The sequence below is a fragment of the Roseicyclus sp. genome (genome assembly GCF_965662675.1).
GTDB lineage: Bacteria > Pseudomonadota > Alphaproteobacteria > Rhodobacterales > Rhodobacteraceae > Roseicyclus.
The window spans coordinates 1-15,043 of sequence record NZ_CBFIIK010000022.1; the positions used below are offsets into that span (position 1 = coordinate 1).

The 15,043-nt window shown below is 63.6% G+C and carries 15 protein-coding genes and 1 riboswitch; of the genes, 7 read left to right on the forward strand and 8 right to left on the reverse strand.

What is annotated here, in order from left to right; genetic code table 11:
* From gcvPA to gcvT, 3 genes are all read right to left on the reverse strand, one after another.
* A partial coding sequence (gcvPA, locus tag ACTG4J_RS05850) for an aminomethyl-transferring glycine dehydrogenase subunit GcvPA (RefSeq protein ID WP_439137918.1) occupies positions 1-1,350 on the reverse strand: 1,350 nt, incomplete at its 3' end.
* 120 nt (positions 1,351-1,470) lie between these two features.
* Positions 1,471-1,833: a glycine cleavage system protein GcvH gene (gene gcvH / locus ACTG4J_RS05855; protein ID WP_439137887.1), complete on the reverse strand. Its 363-nt coding sequence runs from the start codon at positions 1,831-1,833 to the stop codon at positions 1,471-1,473.
* 31 nt (positions 1,834-1,864) lie between these two features.
* Positions 1,865-2,983: a glycine cleavage system aminomethyltransferase GcvT gene (gcvT, locus tag ACTG4J_RS05860; protein ID WP_439137889.1), complete on the reverse strand. Its 1,119-nt coding sequence runs from the start codon at positions 2,981-2,983 to the stop codon at positions 1,865-1,867.
* A 146-nt stretch (positions 2,984-3,129) separates the two neighbouring features.
* A riboswitch (glycine riboswitch) is annotated at positions 3,130-3,222 on the reverse strand.
* Positions 3,223-3,296: 74 nt separating this feature from the next.
* On the opposite strand from gcvT, the gene ACTG4J_RS05865 reads away from it, so the two are divergent.
* Complete coding sequence (locus ACTG4J_RS05865; RefSeq protein WP_439137890.1) at positions 3,297-3,857, forward strand: gamma-glutamylcyclotransferase family protein; 561 nt, start codon at positions 3,297-3,299, stop codon at positions 3,855-3,857.
* Positions 3,858-3,919: 62 nt separating this feature from the next.
* On the opposite strand, the gene gltX is transcribed toward ACTG4J_RS05865, so the two are convergent.
* On the reverse strand, positions 3,920-5,245 hold the full coding sequence (gene gltX, locus ACTG4J_RS05870) for a glutamate--tRNA ligase (protein ID WP_439137891.1): 1,326 nt from the start codon (positions 5,243-5,245) through the stop codon (positions 3,920-3,922).
* A 66-nt stretch (positions 5,246-5,311) separates the two neighbouring features.
* Between gltX and ACTG4J_RS05875 the strand changes: the two genes are divergently transcribed.
* Both ACTG4J_RS05875 and ACTG4J_RS05880 read left to right on the forward strand, forming a co-directional pair.
* Entirely contained in the window at positions 5,312-5,728 is a 417-nt protein-coding gene (locus ACTG4J_RS05875) for a metallopeptidase family protein (RefSeq protein ID WP_439137892.1), read from the forward strand.
* Between the two features lie 88 nt (positions 5,729-5,816).
* Positions 5,817-6,740: an MBL fold metallo-hydrolase gene (locus ACTG4J_RS05880; protein ID WP_439137893.1), complete on the forward strand. Its 924-nt coding sequence runs from the start codon at positions 5,817-5,819 to the stop codon at positions 6,738-6,740.
* Between the two features lie 78 nt (positions 6,741-6,818).
* Here ACTG4J_RS05880 and wrbA read toward each other — a convergent pair whose 3' ends face one another.
* The 4 genes from wrbA to ACTG4J_RS05900 form a co-directional block, all read right to left on the reverse strand.
* Positions 6,819-7,409: an NAD(P)H:quinone oxidoreductase gene (gene wrbA / locus ACTG4J_RS05885; protein WP_439137895.1), complete on the reverse strand. Its 591-nt coding sequence runs from the start codon at positions 7,407-7,409 to the stop codon at positions 6,819-6,821.
* Between the two features lie 122 nt (positions 7,410-7,531).
* A complete protein-coding gene (locus ACTG4J_RS05890; RefSeq protein ID WP_439137896.1) occupies positions 7,532-8,083 on the reverse strand; it encodes a 2OG-Fe(II) oxygenase in 552 nt (183 codons plus the stop codon).
* Between the two features lie 100 nt (positions 8,084-8,183).
* On the reverse strand, positions 8,184-9,713 hold the full coding sequence (locus tag ACTG4J_RS05895) for a cryptochrome/photolyase family protein (RefSeq protein ID WP_439137897.1): 1,530 nt from the start codon (positions 9,711-9,713) through the stop codon (positions 8,184-8,186).
* Complete coding sequence (locus ACTG4J_RS05900; protein WP_439137899.1) at positions 9,707-10,372, reverse strand: SDR family NAD(P)-dependent oxidoreductase; 666 nt, start codon at positions 10,370-10,372, stop codon at positions 9,707-9,709. The genes ACTG4J_RS05895 and ACTG4J_RS05900 overlap by 7 nt, the downstream gene beginning before the upstream one ends.
* 268 nt (positions 10,373-10,640) lie before the next feature.
* Here ACTG4J_RS05900 and ACTG4J_RS05905 point away from each other — a divergent pair, with 268 nt between their 5' ends.
* The 4 genes from ACTG4J_RS05905 to ACTG4J_RS05920 all read left to right on the forward strand — a co-directional run bounded on the left by ACTG4J_RS05905 (position 10,641) and on the right by ACTG4J_RS05920 (position 15,041).
* Entirely contained in the window at positions 10,641-12,206 is a 1,566-nt protein-coding gene (locus ACTG4J_RS05905) for a 2-isopropylmalate synthase (protein WP_439137901.1), read from the forward strand.
* Positions 12,207-12,469: 263 nt separating this feature from the next.
* Positions 12,470-13,507: a rod shape-determining protein gene (locus ACTG4J_RS05910; RefSeq protein WP_300983586.1), complete on the forward strand. Its 1,038-nt coding sequence runs from the start codon at positions 12,470-12,472 to the stop codon at positions 13,505-13,507.
* A 44-nt stretch (positions 13,508-13,551) separates the two neighbouring features.
* Entirely contained in the window at positions 13,552-14,517 is a 966-nt protein-coding gene (mreC, locus tag ACTG4J_RS05915) for a rod shape-determining protein MreC (protein WP_439137903.1), read from the forward strand.
* A gap of 5 nt (positions 14,518-14,522) precedes the next feature.
* A complete protein-coding gene (locus ACTG4J_RS05920) occupies positions 14,523-15,041 on the forward strand; it encodes a rod shape-determining protein MreD (RefSeq protein ID WP_439137904.1) in 519 nt (172 codons plus the stop codon).
* Positions 15,042-15,043: the final 2 nt, after the last annotated feature.

Sequence of the window (15,043 nt, forward strand, 5' to 3'; positions counted from 1 at the left end):
GGCAGGCGCGCCGATGGGGTCCAAAAGCGCCACATCGAAGGCCGCGCAAACGGCGGTCAGATGCGCTTCGGTTGTGGTTTCATCGACGGAAATCCCAATCCGATCACGCCCCACATCGCGCAGGTTGATCCCGCGCGCCACAGCGGCGGCCATGATCCGGCTTTGCCGCTCACCCACAGGCAAGGTGATGGTGTCGAAAAAAGCCCCCGCCTCGGGCGCATAGCCGCCCGCGCGCAGGCTTTCGGCCAGACGGACCGCCTTCAGATGCACGGCTTGTGCGATAGCGCGCAGCCCCTCCGGCCCGTGGAACACGGCATAGAAACTCGCCATCACCGCCAAAAGCGCCTGCGCCGTGCAGACGTTGGAGGTGGCTTTCTCGCGGCGGATATGCTGCTCGCGGGTCTGCAGCGACAGGCGATAGGCCTTGTGGCCATGGCTGTCGATCGACACCCCTACAATCCGTCCCGGCATCGCGCGCTTATGCGCATCGCGGCACGCCATGAAGGCCGCATGCGGCCCGCCATAGCCCAGCGGCACACCGAAGCGCTGCGCACTACCAACCGCGATATCGGCCCCCATGGACCCCGGATCGCGGATCAGCGTCAGTGCCAAGAGATCGCTTGCGACAATCGCGATGGCCTTTTCGGCATGTAGCGCCGCGATCTGCGCGCTGGGGTCGGACAGGCCACCGAACGTGCCCGGCACCTGGAAAATCGCGCCGAAAACGGCCTCGGCATCCAATGTCTCGGGCGCCCCCACGATCACCGCGATCCCCAAGGGTTCGGCCCGTGTGCGCATCACAGCGATATTCTGTGGATGGCAGTTTTCATCGATGAAGAAGGCCCGCGCCTTCGATTTCGCCACGCGCTCGGCCATCACCATCGCCTCGGCACAAGCCGTCGCCTCATCCAAGAGCGAGGCATTGGCGACCTCAAGTCCGGTCAGGTCCGCAACCATCGTCTGGAAATTCAGCAAAGCCTCAAGCCGGCCTTGCGCGATCTCGGGCTGATAGGGGGTATAGGCGGTGTACCATGCCGGGTTTTCCAACACGTTGCGCTGGATCGCAGGCGGCGTATGGGTGGCGTAATAGCCTTGCCCGATCATCTGGACCATCGGCTTGTTGCGGCCCGCGATCTCGCGCATATGCGCCAGCAATTCTGCCTCCGACATCGGCGCCCAGTCAAGCGGCCGTGCCTGCCGGATAGCTTCGGGTAGGGTCTCGTCGATCAGCGCGTCGAGGCTTTCTGCCCCCACGACCTTCAGCATCTCGGCCATCTCGGCGGGCGAGGGGCCGATATGGCGGCGGTTGGCGAAATCGGTCGGGTCGTATTGGGTCGGCATCCAAGGCATGTCGGTCATCCTATCGGGGCGCGCGGGAAAAGGTCCGTTCCCCGCTTCTTCGTTTCAAAAATATCCCGGGGGAGGCGCGGCCCAACGGGCCGCGGCGGGGGCAGCGCCCCCTTCTTGGTCTCACTCGCCGATGTGATCCTTGTACTCATCCTCATCCATGAACTCATCAAGCGCGGCGCTGTCCTCGATCTTGATCTTGAAGAACCAAGCCGCCCCGGTCGGATCGTCATTGACGAGCGCGGGGTTGTCGACGAGCGCCTCGTTGATCTCCACGATCTCGCCATCGAGCGGCGCCACGATGTCGGACGCGGCCTTGACGCTCTCGATCACCACGATCTCATCGCCGCGGCCCACTTGCGTCTCGATCTCGGGCAGTTCGACGAACACCACATCGCCAAGCTGGGTCGCGGCGTATTCAGTGATGCCTACGGTGACGATATCGCCGTCAAGGCTCAGCCATTCATGATCTTCGGTGTATTTCATGTGATCCTCATCTGGAGGGGGGTGGTGGACTTCAGCGTTTGTAGCCGGGGGGGACGAAAGGCAGGGGCACTTGGCGCAAGGCCAGGCGCTTGCCGCGCAGATCGCCGAAAAGCGCTGCTTCTTGCGGGATGGCGGCATCGATCAGGCCAATGGCGACGGGGGCACCGACCGACGGGCCGAAGCCGCCCGAGGTGATATGCCCGATCTGCGCACCACCCTCGGCTGCTGCAAAAAGGGGCACACCGCCGCGCATCGGCGCGCGTCCTTCGGGGGCGAGCCCCACGCGGCGGCGCGCAGCACCTTGGGCCAGTTGTGCAAGGATCACCTCGGCCCCCGGAAAACCGCCCGCGCGCGCCCCGCCCGCGCGGCGCGCCTTGCCGATCGACCAGGCTTGGCCCGCTTCGACGGGTGAAATCCGCTCGTCCATCTCTTGCCCGTAAAGCGGCAACCCCGCCTCGAGCCGTAACGAATCGCGTGCGCCAAGCCCGATGGGCGCCACACGCGCATCGGCGAGAAGCGTGCGGGCAAAAGCCTCTGCCTGCGCCACCGGCAGCGAAATCTCGAAGCCGTCCTCGCCGGTATAGCCAGAGCGCGAGATCCAGAGCTGCGCACCTTGCCAGCCCATCACTGCAACATCCATGAAACGCATGCCGGCCACGCCCGGTACAAGCGCGGCAAGCGCGGCCTCGGCCTCGGGGCCTTGCAGCGCGAGAAGGGCGCGGTCGGTAATCGCCTCGACCCCGGCGATATGGGCGCTGAGATGGGCCAGATCATGGGCATGGCGCGCGGCGTTGACGACGACAAAGACATCGCCGGTGCGATGCGCCACCATCAGATCGTCCAGCACCCCGCCGCTGGCATTTGTGAAGACTCCATAGCGCTGCCGCCCCTCGGGCAGCGCGATCAGATCGGCGGGGATCAGCCCCTCCAACCCGGCCAAAGCATCCTTGGGCAAACGGATCTGACCCATATGGCTGACATCGAACAGCCCGGCATGCTGGCGCGTCCACAGATGCTCGGCCATCACGCCTTGCGTGTATTGCACCGGCATCGACCATCCCGCGAAGGGGACAAATTTCGCACCCAGCGCGGCATGCAGACCCGCCATCGGCAAGTCGGTCACCGTTTGCGATATCGCAGCTTCGGTCATATGTCCCCGTCCCGTCCAAGGGCGCATGCGCCCGGCATCGTTCTTCGCGGCGCGAAGCCGCAGTTGCGATGCCCCCTCTGTCCTTTCGCCTGAGATCGTTATCCCTTCGGCGGATGCGCCAAGACGCATCACTCTCCAGAGTTTTGGTGCCGACACAGGTCCTTTTGCCTGAGAGTTTACCGGGGCGGTTGCTCCTTCGGCCCTGACCCGCATGGATCAGTGTCTCCCTGTAACGACGCGACCAAAATATCACGCCTGCCAATGCCCGCAAGGCCCCTTGTGCATCTGCGGCCATTTCGTCATCAAAAACGACATGACAGTAGGAAACGACACTTATTTCTTTGGCTATGGCAGCTTGGTGAACCGCGCCACCCATGCCTATCCCGATGCAGCGCCGGCCCGCGTTGCAGGCTGGGCGCGGGTTTGGCGGGCCACGACGCTGCGACAGGTGGCCTACCTATCCGTGGTCAGCAGGCCGGGGGTCGAGATCGAGGGGCTGATCGCCGCCGTGCCGGGGGGCGATTGGGCGGCGCTCGATCTGCGCGAGCACGCCTATGCGCGCCAGCCCTTGGAAGAGGTGCAACATGATGCGCCAAGGCCGCGCGAGATCATGATCTACCAAGTCGAGGATCGCCATCTCGCCCCCAATGGCGCGCATCCGATCTTGCTGAGCTATCTCGACACCGTGGTGCAGGGTTTCTTGCGCGAATTCGGCGCGGCAGGGGTGGAACGGTTTTTCCAGACCACCACCGGGTGGGAGGCAGGGCTTTTGAACGACCGCGCGGCACCGCTATACCCGCGCGCCCAAGTGACGGCCGCGCGCGAACGGGCGATGGTCGATGCGGCGCTGCAAGATTTGGGCGTGACCTCGTAACATACACCGGCAGGCGCGTAGCGCCACAAATGGCGCGCCATTGGGCGCACCCTACGGCCTACTCAAAGCGTTGGTTTTTTCTGCAACAGCCGCATCACATCGGCCATCTCGGGGCCTTTGTCTTGCCCCGTCACGGCCTTGCGCAACGGCATGAACAACCCCTTGCCCTTGCGGCCTGTCGCCTCTTTCACAGCATTGGTCCAATTGGCCCAGCTCTCGCCGTCATAGGGCGGGTCGGGCAACATGGCGAAGGCTTGCGCGATGAATTCGCGGTCTTCCGCATCGACGATGGGCGTGGCCCCGTCGCGAAACAGTGCCCACCAAGCTGCCAACTCGGATTTGGTGGTGATATTGGCGCGCGCCACCGCCCAGAAATCGGCGGCGATGGCGTCGGGGACGCCAAGTGCGGCGATCTCGCCCGCCACTGCCGCAAGCGGCGTCTCTTGCAAGATGCGCGCGGTCAGCGGGAATAAATCCTGCTCGTCGAACTTGGTGGGTGCCGATCCGAATTGCGACAGATCGAAGCCCTCGGCCAATTCATCGATGGAGCCCGCCAGCACCACCGGCTGCGACGAGCCAAGCCTTGCCATCAGGCTCAGCAGGGCCATCGGGGCGACACCCGCGGCGCGCAGATCGCGCAAGCTCAGCGTACCAAGGCGTTTGGACAGCGCTTCACCCTGCGGGCCGGTCAAGAGCGAATGATGCGCGAATGTCGGGTGGCCTGCGCCAAGGGCCGCCATGATCTGGATCTGGGTCGCGGTGTTGGTCACATGGTCCGAGCCGCGCACGACATGGGTCACGCCCATATCGATGTCGTCGACGACCGAGGCCAAGGTGTAAAGCACCTGCCCATCGGCGCGTATCAAGACCGGGTCGGAAACCGAGCCTGCATCGATCGACAATGCGCCAAGGATGCCATCAGCCCATTCAATCCGCGATTGATCGAGCAAAAAGCGCCACACGCCCGCCCCGCGCTCGGCCCGCATGCGGGCCTTTTCATCGTCGGGCAGGTTCAGTGCCGCGCGATCATAGACAGGTGGCAGCCCCATGTTGAGCTGCTTCTTGCGCTTGAGGTCAAGCTCGGTCGGGGTTTCCCATGCTTCGTAGAAACGGCCCGCCGCGCGGAGTTGATCGGCGGCTTCGGCATAGCGGTCGAGCCGGTCTGATTGGCGCTCGATCCGGTCCCATGTGATACCAAGCCATTCCAGATCCTCCTGGATCGCGTCGGCATATTCCTGTTTCGACCGTTCCGGGTCGGTATCGTCGAGGCGCAAGATGAACTGCCCACCCGCCTTTTTGGCGATCAGGTGATTGAACAGCGCGGTGCGCAGGTTGCCGACATGGATGTAGCCGGTGGGCGAGGGCGCGAAACGGGTGGTGACGGTCATGGCAGGGCCTTTTGCAACACGCGGGTGGTCTTTCAGATCGCTGCGGAATTGTCCATATCGGGGGTCATGACCCAAAGCACGCCGCATCACGATCTGATCGCCCCCGGTCTTGACGCCTTCGAAGCGCTGGCCGAGGCGGCGCTGGCCGCCATCCCCGCGCCCTATGCAGCCACCGCGCGCAGCATTGTCATCCGGATCGAGGATTTCGCCCCCGACCACCTTTTGTCCGAGATGGCGATTGCCGACCCATTTGAGCTGACCGGGCTCTATGACGGTGTCCCGCTGACCGAGAAATCGGTGATGGATCAGCCGATGGGCCCAGACACGATCTGGTTGTTCCGGCGGCCCATCCTCGATGAATGGGCGGATCGGGGGAATGTGGGCTTGGGCGCCTTGGTGGCGCATGTCTTGGTGCATGAGTTGGCGCATCATTTCGGCTGGTCGGACGACGATATCGCGCGCATCGATGCGTGGTGGGAATAAGGGTGGCTGCACCTGTCACGTAGCTGTGAATGAAACGGCCAAGAAACGGGTTATCTTGCCTTGCATCACATCATCAAAGGATGCCGCCATGACCGAACTGACACGCCGCAGGCTTTTGGCAACCGGCGCGACATTGCCGCTTGTCGGCGCTTTTGCCGGTGCCGCAAATGCCGAGGCACCGCTGCTCGGCGCAAGCTTTGCCCGCCATCGCCGCTTCAAGATCGGCAGCTTCGAGGTGACGACGATCCTTGGCGGCACCACCCCGCGCGAAGAGCCGCAGGGAATTTTCGGGATGAATGTCACGGCCGAAGAATTCGCCGCCGTCAGCGCGGCGAATTTCCTATCGACCGCCGTTGCGCAATTTTATTTCACCCCGACAGTGGTCAATACCGGCGCTGCGCTGGTCTTGTTCGACACCGGGCTGAACGCCGCCGCCACGACCGCGGCGCTGGCGGATGCCGGCTATACGCCCGAGCAGATCGATATCGTGGTGCTGACCCATATGCATGGCGACCATATCGGCGGGCTGATGCGTGAGGGCACGCCGACTTTCGCCAATGCGCGCTATGTGACCGGACAGGCGGAATTCGATTTCTGGGCGGGCCAGTCCAACGAGGGGTTCGAGGCTAATGTACGCCCGATGGCGGACAAGATGACCTTTCTTGGCGATGGGCAGGATGTGGCGCCGGGGATCACCGCGATGGCCGCCTTCGGCCACACCCCGGGGCATATGGTCTATCGGCTGGACAGCGATGGCGCGGGTCTGGTGATTTTCGCCGATCTCGCCAACCATCCGGTCTGGTCGCTGGCGCGGCCCGATTGGGAGGTGCGCTTTGACGCCGACAAAGCCGCCGCAGCCGAAAGCCGCCGCCGCGTTCTTGGCATGATCGCAGCGGACCGTATCCCGGCGGTGGGCTATCATATGCCCTTCCCGGCATTAGGTTATGTCGCACCGGGCAGCGATGGGGCGGAATTCCGCTGGGTGCCGGAAGCCGGACAACTTATGGGCTGAGGCCACGAAACCGCCTTTTGGAAACGCAACGGGCCGCGCAGATCGCGCGGCCCGATTGTTTTCGAACAACAAACCCTTTCAGGCGAGCTTGGCAGCCATCTCGACCAGTCGCTTGGCCTGATGGCGGATGGCGGCGTCGGCCTCATCCGTCACCTTGCCCGCGACGGCCACGCTGCCGTAGGGGTTGCCGCCCGCGGCGAAAACCACGGGGTCGGTATAGCCCGGCGCGACGATCACTGCACCCCAATGCATCATGGTGGTGTAAAGACCCAAAAGCGTGCTTTCCATCCCACCATGCAGATTGCCGGCCGACGTCATCGCGCTGACGGCCTTGTTGGCCAAGGCGCCCGAAAACCACTGACCGCCAAGCCCGTCGATGAAGGCGCGCAGCTGGCTTGCCATCGATCCAAAGCGGGTGGGGGCGGAAAATAGGTAGGCATTCGCCCATTCCATATCGGCGGGGGTGGCGACGGGAATGTCGGCCATCTTGTCGGCCTGTGCCTTCCACGCATCTTGGCTGGCGACAACCTCGGCGGGCGCGGTTTCGGCCACGCGCAGCATACGCACCTCGGCGCCTGCGGCGCGGGCGGCCTCTGCCGCGATTTCGGCCATGCGGTGATTGGTGCCATAGGTCGAGTAGAAGACGATGGCGAGTTTGACGGTGGACATGCGGGGCGTTCCCTTTGGGTGGTGACGTTTCTGGTCCGACAGATGATCCTGTACGCCGCAGCTCTCAACCCCGCGCCACCGCAAGCGCGCTGTTCGTTTTCACACAGTGAACCCGGCAAACCCTATCGAAACGGTGCGCCGTGGCACCAAACAGTCAGGGAATGGCGCTCGCCCGTCATGACCGGCGTGACCCGGTGCAGCACAAAGGAGGGAAACAGCGTGGCGGTGCCGCGTGTGCGGTCGGCGGCGATGATGTTTGCACCCGGCATCACCTCCAGATCGCCACCCCGATAAGCATCGGGCTCCGAGAGTTGGACCACGATGGTCAGTTTGCGCCGCTCGGCCAGCCGCCCCTCGCCCACATCGGAATGCCAGCCGAAATGCCCCTCGCGCTCGGCACCGTAGCGGGCGACTTGGGGGCTTTCGGCGAAATCGGTGATGTCGAAATCGAAGAGATCGCGATTGGCCATGCGGACAAGTTCGATGACCCGGTCCATGACCCAAGCCGTGTCCGCAACATCGTCGAGCCAGACCAGATCGGCGCGGCGCAGGTTGTGATCGCGCGCTTGGCGTACCAGCCCCGCATCACGCGCAGGGGCGGTCGTGATCGTGTCGAGAAGCCGGGCGCAATCGGCACCCGAAAAGGCGTCGCTCACGGACTGAACGGCGATCATGATGGTCTCTCCAGAAGAGAGCATGCGCGCGCCGCGGATCAATTTCGGTCGCCATGCCCAAATCCCATGTGGCGCGCAGCAGGGCTTGCGTCAAGCAGCCTTAGACGGGCGTGCCAGCATCCAGCCGCGCCAGAAAGTCTGCGGCGCTGTCGAGCGTCGCCTGCCGCTTATCATCCGACATCTTCATCCATGTGCGATACATCTGTGCCATGCGCGGATTGCGGCCAAAGCGGTCGCGGTGGCGATGCAAGAATGCCCAATACATGTAGTTGAAAGGACAGGCTTTCTCGCCCGTCTTTTCACCGACATCATAGGCGCAATGCTTGCAATGATCCGACATCTTGTTGATGTAGTTGCCGCCCGAGACGTAAGGTTTCGACCCCACGATGCCGCCATCGGCGAATTGGCTCATGCCGATGACATTGGGCGCCTCGACCCATTCATAGGCGTCCGTATAGACCGCCAGATACCATTCATGCACCTGATGGGGGTCGATCCCCGCCAGAAGCGCGAAATTGCCCGTCACCATCAGGCGTTGGATGTGGTGGGCATAGGCCTCATCCCTTGTCTGCTCAATGGCGCGCGACATGCAGCGCATCTTCGTGTCGGCGGTCCAGTAGAAATCGGGCAATGCGCGATCATGGCCCAGCGTGTTCATCCGGGTATAGGCGGGGCCTTGGCGGAAATAGATGCCGCGCATGTATTCGCGCCAGCCGATGATCTGGCGGATAAACCCCTCGACGGCGTTCAATGGCGCATGGCCCGTGCGATAGGCGGCTTCGGCGGCCTCGCAGATCTCGCGCCAGCCCAAGAGGCCCGCGTTGAGATACATCGAGATGACGGCGTGGTAGAGAAAGCGGTTCCCGTCGAGCATTGCATCCTGAAAATCGCCAAAGCGCGGCAGGGCATGGGCGATGAAGTGATCGAGCGCCTTGAGCGCGCCTTCGCGGTCGGTGGCGAACCAGAAGGGCACAAGCGTGCCGAAATTCTCGGGGAAGCGGGCCGCGACCAGTGCCAGAACCTCCTCGGTGATCGCATCTGGCTCAAGGCGGAGCGGGCCCTCAAAGCTGATCTCGCCGGGGGCGGGTTTGCGGTTGTCGTGGTCGTAGTTCCATTTGCCGCCTTCGGGCTGGTCGCCCGACATCAACAGGCCGGTCTTGCGGCGCATCTCGCGGTAGAACCATTCCATCCGCAACTCCTTGCGCCCCTCGGCCCATTGGTCGAATGCGGCATGGCTGCACAGGAAGCGGTCGTCGGGGAACTGGTGGACGGGGATGGGGCAATCTTCCAGCGCAGCGATCAGGCGAAACTCACCCGGTTCAGTCGCGATCACCTCGACCGCGCCCGTTTCAGCGGCGCGGCGGATGAGTTCGCCGGGGATCGTCTGGGTGTTCTCGGGGTCATCCAGCCGCGTGTAGAGGACGCGCCAGCCCTGCCCCTGCAGCCGGGTCGCGAATTTGCGCATGGCGGCGAAGAGAAAAGCGATCTTCTTGGGGTGGTGGGGGACGTAACTGGCCTCGCCCATCACCTCGGCGATCACAACGGCATCGCGTGACGGATCGCCTTCGCGCAGCGCGGACAGATCGTCGGACAGCTGATCGCCCAAGACCAGGATCAAGCGCCCTACCATGGCAGGTCACGCCCGGTATAATCGTAAAAGCCGCCCGTTTGCGCAGGTATCAGCCCTGCCATCACGTCGCAAAGCGCGCGCGCGGCCTCGGCCGGGGTCATCTTGCCATGGCTCGGGTCGTAGTTTTCGGTGAAAGCCGTGGCGACCGTGCCGGGGTGAAGGGATGCGATCACCGCCTCGCGGTGGCTGCGTCCGATCTCGATCGCGGTGCCATGCACGATCTGGTTCAGCGCCGCCTTGGACGCGCGATAGGAATACCAGCCGCCCAAGCGGTTGTCGCCGATGGAGCCGACCTTGGCCGTCAGAACCCCCGTGACCGAGCGCCCCTTGCGCGGGAGCAGGCGCGGCAGATGGGCAAGGATTTGCGCCACGCCGATGGTATTGACGGCAAAAACCTGCGCCATGGCGACGGGGTCAATCTGGGCCAGTTGCTTTTCAGGCGCGCGGCCCGGTGGGGCCAAGATACCCACGGCGACGAAGACCGCGTCGTAGGGCCCTGAAAGCGCGCCCATCACCCGCGCGACGCTGGCCGGATCGGTCACATCCAGACCGTCATCCGCGCGCGACAGGCCCGTGACGACCATGCCCCGCGCGCGCCATTCCTCGGCCACGGCGCGACCGATGCCGCCCGAGGCCCCTATGACCAATGCCTGTTCCATGAGGGGGCAGCTATGGCGCTGACGGGATCGGTCAATGGCCCTGACCCGAAAGGGGGTTTTCAAAGCCGCAAGGATCGGTATTTTCAATCCCATGAACAAGCAGGACCATATCATGACCCGTGCCGCGCCCTCTGTGCGGATGGCGGCGCTTGGCCTGTTGCTTCTTAGCCGCCTCTGAGCGTGCCATTCGGCGCGACCGCTCAGAGGAGGGACAGCGCCGAACACCCCCCAAAACAGGCAGACGCCCCTAGGCTAAGGACAGATCGACATGACCACTGACAGAAATCGCGTCTTGATTTTCGACACCACGCTGCGCGACGGCGAGCAATCGCCCGGCGCCACGATGAGCCATGATGAAAAGCTGGAGATTGCCAGTCTTTTGGATGAGATGGGCGTCGATATCATCGAAGCGGGTTTTCCCATCGCCTCCGAAGGTGATTTCGCCGCAGTCTCGGAGATCGCCAAGCAGACCCGCAATGCCACGATTTGTGGGCTGGCGCGCGCCAGCGTCAAGGATATCGACCGTTGCTGGGAGGCGGTGCGCCACGCCAAATCCCCGCGCATCCATACCTTCATCGGCACCTCGCCCATGCACCGGGCCATTCCCAACCTGACCATGGATCAGATGGCCGAGCGCATCCACGAGACGGTCACGCATGCGCGTAACCTGTGCGACAACATCCAGTGGTCGCCGATGGATGCGACGCGGACGGAGTGGGATTATCTCGCGCGCGTGGTGGAAATCGCGATCAAGGCGGGCGCCAGCACGATCAACATCCCCGACACGGTAGGCTACACCGCGCCAGTCGAGTCCGCCGATCTGATCCGTCGGCTCATCGCCGAGGTGCCGGGCGCGGAGGATGTGATTTTCGCCACGCATTGCCACAACGATCTGGGCATGGCGACGGCCAATGCGCTGGCTGCTGTTGCGGGCGGCGCGCGCCAGATCGAATGCACGATCAATGGCTTGGGCGAGCGCGCGGGCAACACCGCGCTGGAGGAGGTGGTGATGGCGCTGAAGGTGCGCCACGACATCATGCCCTACACGACCGGCATCGACACGACCAAGATCATGCATATCTCGCGCAGGGTCGCGACCGTGTCGGGCTTTGCGGTGCAGCCCAACAAGGCGATCGTGGGCAAGAACGCCTTTGCGCATGAGTCGGGCATCCACCAAGACGGGATGCTGAAATCGGCCGACACCTTCGAAATCATGCGCCCCGAGGATGTGGGCCTTGCCGGTACCTCGCTGCCCTTGGGCAAGCATTCGGGGCGCGCGGCATTGCGCGCCAAGCTCAAGGATCTGGGCTTCGACATGATCGACAACCAGCTCAACGACCTTTTCGTGCGGTTCAAGGCGTTGGCCGACCGCAAGAAAGAGGTCTTCGACGACGATCTGATCGCGCTGGTCACCGATGCGGCGGCAGCGGGCACCAAGGATCATCTTGAGTTGAAATTCCTGCGCGTGATCTGCGGCACCGAGGCGCCGCAATCGGCCGACATCACGCTGCGCGTGGGCGAGAGGGACGCCCAAGCCACCGCGCAAGGCGACGGGCCGGTCGATGCCGCCTTTAACGCCGTCAAGGCGCTTTACCCTAACGAAGCGGTCTTGCAGCTTTACCAAGTGAACGCGGTGACCGAAGGGATGGATGCCCAAGCCACCGTCACCGTCCGCGTCGAAGAAGGTGGGCGCATCACGACCGGCCAAGCGGCTGACACCGATACGATCGTGGCAAGCGTCAAGGCCTATGTGAACGCACTCAACCGCTTGATCGTACGGCGCGAAAAACTGGGCTCGGACCGCAAGGAAGTGTCCTACAAGGACGCCGGCTAAAGCAGGGGGCGAAACACTGCAGTTTCTCGTATCGGGAAACTGCAGTCTGCCTACCAGGCAATCTCGAGATCTCCGCATCCCTGCCCGGCGGAAATCGACCGGTTTGCGCCGCTGCGCCAAGCGGAAAGACGCTGAACTGCCACGGCGCTGGCCCTTTACGGCGCTGGCCACGCGCGCCTATAAGCGACAGGCAAGGGTGTGGCCGAGTCTCTTGGCGGGACGCGGACCGCGCCCTTTTGAAATTGCGCAAGGGGCAGGGGTAGATGGCGATGTGGGGAAATCTTTTCTCGTCGGATATGGCGATCGACCTCGGCACGGCCAACACGCTGGTCTATGTCAAGGGTCGTGGCATCATCCTCAACGAACCCTCGGTCGTGGCCTATCAGGTCAAGGACGGGGTGAAAAAGGCGCTGGCCTTCGGTGAGGACGCCAAACTGATGCTGGGCCGCACACCGGGCAGTATCCAGGCAATCCGCCCCATGCGCGACGGCGTGATCGCCGATTTCGATGTCGCGGAAGAGATGATCAAGCACTTCATCCGCAAGGTCCACAAGCGCACCACATTCACCAAGCCCAAGATCATCGTCTGCGTGCCGCATGGCGCGACGCCGGTGGAAAAACGCGCCATTCGCCAGTCGGTTCTGGGGGCGGGCGCACGCAAGGCGGGGCTGATCGCCGAACCCATCGCGGCGGCTATCGGCGCGGGCATGCCGATCACCGATCCCACGGGCTCCATGGTCGTCGACATCGGCGGCGGCACGACCGAGGTGGCGGTTCTTTCGCTGGCAGATATCGTCTATGCGCGTTCGGTGCGTGTGGGTGGCGACCGGATGGACGAGGCGATCATCAGCTATTTGCGTCGCAATCAAAACCTGCTCATCGGCGAAGCGACGGCTGAGCGGATCAAGACATCCATCGGCACGGCGCGCATGCCCGATGATGGGCGCGGCGCATCCATGCGCATCCGCGGACGCGACCTTCTCAACGGCGTGCCCAAGGAAATCGAGATCAGCCAGGCCCAAGTCGCCGAGGCATTGGCCGAACCCGTCCAGCAGATCGTCGAGGCGGTGATGGGTGCGCTCGAGGCGACACCGCCCGATCTGGCGGCCGATATCGTCGATCGCGGCGTCATGCTGACCGGCGGCGGCGCGCTTTTGGGCGATCTCGACATCGCGCTGCGCGAACAGACGGGCTTGGCCATCTCGGTGGCCGATGAATGCCTCAACTGTGTTGCGGTGGGGACCGGCAAGGCGCTGGAGTATGAAAAACTCCTCCGCCATGCGATAGATTACGACAGTTAAGCCTCACCGACGCCGCCACAAGCGCGCCGCATCAAAGGAGCGAGATGGCACGCGAGCCCAATGATCAGGCCTATGCACGCCCCGTCCGGCGCTTGCTGCTGACGGTGCTGATCCTTGCGCTGGTCACATTGGTGCTCGTCTGGCGGATCGACAATCCGCGGATAGAGCGCATGCGCGCGGCGATCATCGACCGTGTGGTGCCGAACATGGAATGGGCCATGGCCCCGGTGACGGGTTTGGCGCGCATGGTGGATGGGTTTCAAAGCTACGCGCGGCTCTACGAACAGAACGAGGAATTGCGCCGCGAGTTGCAGCAGATGCGCTCGTGGCGCGAAGCGGCGCTGCAACTGGAACAGGAAAACGCCCGCCTGCTCGATCTCAACCGGGTTCGGCTCGACCCCGAGCTGACCTTTGTGACGGGCATCGTGATGGCCGATGCGGGAAGCCCGTTTCGCCGCTCCGTGCTGATCAATGTCGGCGCGCGCGATGGCATCCTCGATGGATGGGCCACGATGGATGGGTTGGGTGTCGTCGGTCGCATCTCGGGCGTCGGCGACCGCACGGCCCGCGTCTTGCTCTTGACCGACAATAACAGCCGCATCCCCGTGACGATCCAGCCCTCCGGGCAGCAAGCGTTGTTGATGGGCGACAACTCGTCGGCCCCGGTGCTGGATTTCATCGAAGCCCCCGAAGATATCGCCGCTGGTGACCGGATCGTCACCTCGGGCGATGACGGGATTTTTCCGCCCGGATTGCTGGTCGGGCAGGTGGTCGAAACGAATGACCGCATGCTGCGCGCGCGGCTGGCGGCGGATATGGCGCGATTGCGCTTCTTGCGTGTGATGCGCAGCCATCCCGGCACGACCCTCGCCGACCCCGGCGCGCTGATCGGCCCGCCTTGGCCCCCGCCCGAAGGTTTCGTTCTGCCACCCGGTGCAGTGCCTGCGTTTCGTCCCGGTCAGCGCCCCGATGCGCGCCTTGGGCTGTCGCGCGAAGGTAGCTTGGACTGAGCATGATGAACACGACCCAACATATCTGGAGCTACAGAGCGCTGTTCTTGGCGCTCTGTGCCGGTGTCATCTGCATCAAGATGATGCCGCTCTCGCTCGACAACAGCGGGGTGCCGGGGCCGGACCTGCTTTTGGCGTTGACGCTGGCGTGGCTTTTGCGCCAACCCGCAGTGGTGCCCTTGGGGGCGATCTTGTTGGTATTCTTGCTTGCGGATTTCTTGTTTCAGCGACCGCCCGGCTTGTGGACGCTTTTGGTCGTCATCACCTCCGAAGCACTGCGCAGGCGGCGGCTGACGATGACCGAGTTTCCCTTTTTGCTGGAATGGTCAGCCTTCAGCGGTGCGGTATTCGTGATGATCGTGGTGGAGCGGATGCTGCTGGCGCTGTTGTTCGTCGACCCGGCGCCTTTGGGTCTGTCGTTGGCTCACGCCATTGTCACCGCGGCGACCTATCCGATTGTCGTGGGCATCTCGAAATTCCTGTTCGGTCTGCGTAAGATCGGCCCAGCAGACGTCGAAGCATGAAC

Bases quoted from the DNA above. Each gene is read 5' to 3' on its own strand.
- ACTG4J_RS05875 (WP_439137892.1), top strand. From the start codon at position 5,312: ATGACCCAAAGCACGCCGCATCACGATCTGATCGCCCCCGGTCTTGAC.
- mreC (WP_439137903.1), top strand. From the start codon at position 13,552: ATGGCACGCGAGCCCAATGATCAGGCCTATGCACGCCCCGTCCGGCGC.
- ACTG4J_RS05890 (WP_439137896.1), bottom strand. From the start codon at position 8,083: ATGATCGCCGTTCAGTCCGTGAGCGACGCCTTTTCGGGTGCCGATTGC.
- ACTG4J_RS05910 (WP_300983586.1), top strand. From the start codon at position 12,470: ATGGCGATGTGGGGAAATCTTTTCTCGTCGGATATGGCGATCGACCTC.
- ACTG4J_RS05905 (WP_439137901.1), top strand. From the start codon at position 10,641: ATGACCACTGACAGAAATCGCGTCTTGATTTTCGACACCACGCTGCGC.
- gcvT (WP_439137889.1), bottom strand. From the start codon at position 2,983: ATGACCGAAGCTGCGATATCGCAAACGGTGACCGACTTGCCGATGGCG.
- ACTG4J_RS05865 (WP_439137890.1), top strand. From the start codon at position 3,297: ATGACAGTAGGAAACGACACTTATTTCTTTGGCTATGGCAGCTTGGTG.
- gcvH (WP_439137887.1), bottom strand. From the start codon at position 1,833: ATGAAATACACCGAAGATCATGAATGGCTGAGCCTTGACGGCGATATC.
- ACTG4J_RS05895 (WP_439137897.1), bottom strand. From the start codon at position 9,713: ATGGTAGGGCGCTTGATCCTGGTCTTGGGCGATCAGCTGTCCGACGAT.
- ACTG4J_RS05900 (WP_439137899.1), bottom strand. From the start codon at position 10,372: ATGGAACAGGCATTGGTCATAGGGGCCTCGGGCGGCATCGGTCGCGCC.
- gltX (WP_439137891.1), bottom strand. From the start codon at position 5,245: ATGACCGTCACCACCCGTTTCGCGCCCTCGCCCACCGGCTACATCCAT.
- ACTG4J_RS05920 (WP_439137904.1), top strand. From the start codon at position 14,523: ATGAACACGACCCAACATATCTGGAGCTACAGAGCGCTGTTCTTGGCG.
- ACTG4J_RS05880 (WP_439137893.1), top strand. From the start codon at position 5,817: ATGACCGAACTGACACGCCGCAGGCTTTTGGCAACCGGCGCGACATTG.
- wrbA (WP_439137895.1), bottom strand. From the start codon at position 7,409: ATGTCCACCGTCAAACTCGCCATCGTCTTCTACTCGACCTATGGCACC.